General features: G+C 53.9%; 1 tRNA gene and 2 rRNA genes. All 3 read right to left on the reverse strand.

Going from position 1 to position 4,263, the window contains the following annotated elements:
• Positions 1 to 10: 10 nt before the first annotated feature.
• The 3 genes from PVW27_RS21160 to PVW27_RS21170 all read right to left on the reverse strand — a co-directional run bounded on the left by PVW27_RS21160 (position 11) and on the right by PVW27_RS21170 (position 3,913).
• A tRNA-Met gene (locus PVW27_RS21160) sits at positions 11 to 87 on the reverse strand.
• Between the two features lie 62 nt (positions 88 to 149).
• Positions 150 to 264 (reverse strand): 5S ribosomal RNA (gene rrf, locus PVW27_RS21165).
• A gap of 94 nt (positions 265 to 358) precedes the next feature.
• A 23S ribosomal RNA gene (locus tag PVW27_RS21170) occupies positions 359 to 3,913 on the reverse strand.
• Positions 3,914 to 4,263 lie beyond the last annotated feature (350 nt).

Genomic DNA, 4,263 nt, shown 5'->3' on the forward strand with positions numbered 1-4,263 from the left:
TCGCTAAAGTTGGTTGCGGGAGTAGGATTTGAACCTACGACCTTCAGGTTATGAGCCTGACGAGCTACCGGGCTGCTCCATCCCGCGCTGGTTTTTATGCGCTTTTTTTCATCGTTGAGAGATACGGTTGTATTTTCGTTCCTTACTAGGTTTGGCGGTGACCTACTCTCCCACGTCTTAAGACGCAGTACCATTGGCGCGACGGCGCTTAACGGCCGGGTTCGGAATGGATCCGGGTGTTTCGCTCGTGCTATGACCACCAAACCGAGAAAGGAACGAGATACGGTTGTTGTCCAAGTCATGTACGACTGTATTGGTGTGTATGCTTTTGATCAGTAAAGTCTTTCTTTTACTGGATCAAATCAAGCCTATCGGGCAATTAGTACCAGTCAACTGAACGCATTGCTGCGCTTACATCTCTGGCCTATCGACGTGGTGGTCTACCACGGCCCTCAGGGATACCTTGTTTTGAGGGGGGCTTCCCGCTTAGATGCCTTCAGCGGTTATCCTGTCCGTTCATAGCTACCCAGCACTGCCGTTGGCACGACAACTGGTCCACCAGTGGAACGTTCACCCCGGTCCTCTCGTACTAGGGGCAACTCCTCTCAAGTATCCTACACCCACGGCAGATAGGGACCGAACTGTCTCACGACGTTCTAAACCCAGCTCACGTACCTCTTTAAATGGCGAACAGCCATACCCTTGGGACCTGCTCCAGCCCCAGGATGAGATGAGCCGACATCGAGGTGCCAAACACTGCCGTCGATATGGACTCTTGGGCAGTATCAGCCTGTTATCCCCGGCGTACCTTTTATCCGTTGAGCGATGGCCCTCCCACTTGGGACCACCGGATCACTATGGCCGACTTTCGTCTCTGCTCGACTTGTCAGTCTCGCAGTCAGGCTGGCTTCTGCCATTGCACTCAACGAGCGATTTCCGACCGCTCTGAGCCAACCTTCGCGCGCCTCCGTTACTCTTTAGGAGGCGACCGCCCCAGTCAAACTACCCACCACACAGGGTCCCGGATCCGGATAACGGACCGCGGTTAGACATCAAGCGAAGCAAGGGTGGTATCTCAAGGGAGGCTCCACAGAAACTGGCGTCTCTGCTTCAAAGCCTACCACCTATCCTGCACATGCTTGGCCTGATGCCAGTGTGAAGTTGTAGTAAAGGTGCACGGGGTCTTTCCGTCTAACCGCGGGAAGCCTGCATCTTGACAGGCAATTCAATTTCGCTGAGTCTATGTTGGAGACAGCGGGGAAGTCGTTACGCCATTCGTGCAGGTCGGAACTTACCCGACAAGGAATTTCGCTACCTTAGGACCGTTATAGTTACGGCCGCCGTTTACCGGGGCTTCAATTCAAAGCTTGCACCTCTCCTTTTAACCTTCCGGCACCGGGCAGGCGTCAGACCCTATACGTCGTCTTACGACTTCGCAGAGCCCTGTGTTTTTAGTAAACAGTCGCCACCCCCTGGTTTGTGCCCCCAGCCTCTAGTTGCCTAGAAACCGGGCCTCCTTCTCGCGAACTTACGGAGGTATTTTGCCGAGTTCCTTCAACATAGTTCTCTCAAGCGCCTTGGTATTCTCTACCAGTCCACCTGTGTCGGTTTAGGGTACGATCTCATGGAGGGCTATTTCCAGGAACCGATCAGCGGCCCACCCAATCCGATAAGGGTGAACAACAGTCTCGATCCGTCACATCCTCCTGGCCCAGGAATATTAACCTGGTTCCCATCGACTACGCCTTTCGGCCTCGCCTTAGGGGTCGGCTTACCCTGCTCAGATTAGCTTTAAGCAGGAACCCTTGGACTTTCGGCGACAGGGTCTCTCACCCTGTTTGTCGCTACTCATGTCATCATTCTCGCTAGTGATCTCTCCACCGGATGGCTCACGCCCCGGCTTCACAGAAAGTATCTTGTCCTCCAAGGCCCCCCGAGAGGGGCTAAAGAGGATAGATACTATGTCACACTACGCTCTGCTACCATGCCTTACGGCATCCTAAGCTTCGGCTCATGGCTTGAGCCCCGTTACATCTTCGCCGCAGGACAACTTATTTAGACCAGTGAGCTGTTACGCTATCTTTAAAGGATGGCTGCTTCTAAGCCAACCTCCTGGTTGTTTTGGTCGTCCCACCTGCTTTCCCACTTAGCCATGAATTGGGGGCCTTAGCTGTAGGTCAGGGTTGTTTCCCTCTTCACGACGGACGTTAGCATCCGCCGTGTGTCTGCCATCTAGTACTCCCGGGTATTCGGAGTTTGGTTAGGATCAGTAAGCCTGTGGGGCCCCATTACCCATCCAGTGCTCTACCCCCCGGGGTATTCGGATGACGCTCTACCTAAATAGATTTCGCAGAGAACCAGCTATCTCCGAGTTTGATTGGCCTTTCACCCCTAGGCACAACTCATCCCGACCTTTTTCAACAGGTGTGGGTTCGGACCTCCAGTTAGTGTTACCTAACCTTCATCCTGGTCATGCCTAGATCACTCGGTTTCGGGTCTGATCCCACGAACTCAACGCCCTATTAAGACTCGCTTTCGCTGCGCCTACACCTATCGGCTTAAGCTTGCTCGTGAGACCAAGTCGATGACCCATTATACAAAAGGTACGCCGTCACAAGACTGGACACTAATGATAATCATGATGTTTGCCCTACCGCTTCGCCGCGTGAGGGCATTTATGCCCCTACCGCTTCGCTGCTTGAGGGCTTGAAGCAACTAGTCGATCGGGATCGAGACGCGGAACTGAACCGTTTCAAGGCCGGGGTTGCGGCTGTCGAGCCCTGCATTCGACCGATGGTCGACTGACAGACCCATGCGCACCCCTGCGCGGTTCTCGTATCCGATTTCGATCCCAGACCGGAACTGGATGCTGCCACCCAGATCCACCTCATCGCCCTGCAGGTAAAGCCCGGGCATGGTGTGGAACTGTGCGTACCAGCGATTGTTCGCGGTCGTGTATGTCGTTGTATTGCCAAGGCCGATCCACACCCCGCCTGCATCGGTGACCGATGCGCCGTAGGTGAGTTGGAACGGCCCGCGGGCCATACCAGTCTGCTTGCGCAGGTAAAATTCTTCACCCACGGTCGCTTCCTGGAACACCACATCGCCGACAGAGCCGGAGACATAGGCTGTGCGCGCGTTCTTGGCCAGGCAGCCTTCGTTCGGGCAATGTTGCGTGCCCATGTTGATCAGGCCCAGAACGAGCCCGACAACGGCGAAGGTACCATCGGTAACAACGGCAAGATCTGACATGTCGGTTCCCCCTCAAGGCACAAGATGCCTGTCGGGTAGATTGTCATTAGAGTCCAGTCAAGCTCCGACTGATTGTAGGCGTTCGGTTTCAGGTACTGTTTCACTCCCCTCGTCGGGGTGCTTTTCACCTTTCCCTCACGGTACTGGTTCGCTATCGGTCAGTAAGGAGTACTTAGCCTTCGGGGGTGGTCCCCCGATCTTCAGACAGAATTTCACGTGTTCCGCCCTACTTAATACGTTCCATCGAGCTTCCTATACGGGGCTGTCACCCGCTATGGCCTGCTTTTCCAAACAGTTCTAGTCACTCTCAGGACTCGGCTGGTCCCCGTTCGCTCGCCGCTACTAGGGGAGTCTCTATTGATGTCCTTTCCTCCGGGTACTTAGATGTTTCAGTTCCCCGGGTTTGCTCTTAAAACCCTATGTATTCAGGTTAAAAGTACCTGGTTTACCGCATTATTTCGTCCTACCGCTTCGCTACTCGAGGACGAACCTCAGGTAACTCACAGTCGAATAAATAACACAGTATCAGGTGGGTTGCCCCATTCGGAAATCCATGGATCAAAGCATATTCTCAGCTCCCCATGGCTTATCGCAGAGTATCACGTCCTTCATCGCCTCTTACTGCCAAGGCATCCACCAAACGCCCTTCTCGCGCTTGATTTGATCCAGAAAGAGCAAGACTCTTCCTGAATCAAAAGCATACTTTCCCGCCTTGCCGACCCGTGCAGGTCAGCAAGACATTTGGTTAGTGTACTTGACTTGGACAACTCTGTTCGTTTCAGCCTGCAGACATGTGGGAGGCCGAGGAAACAGCCCATTCACATGCTCGCCGCGCCCGAAGGCTTGGCACAAGACTGAGGTATTTCCCTAACGCGGGAATACCAAACAGTGTTGATATGTATCTCTCTATACGATGTAAAAGACGGCGACTTGCGTCACCTGCGTCCGATTGGACGGCCAAACACTCGACAGTGCTTGGCGATCTAATCGGGTCCTTGTCTGGTGGAGCCT

This window comes from Seohaeicola sp. 4SK31, assembly GCF_028802875.1.
In the GTDB taxonomy this organism is placed as follows: domain Bacteria; phylum Pseudomonadota; class Alphaproteobacteria; order Rhodobacterales; family Rhodobacteraceae; genus Seohaeicola.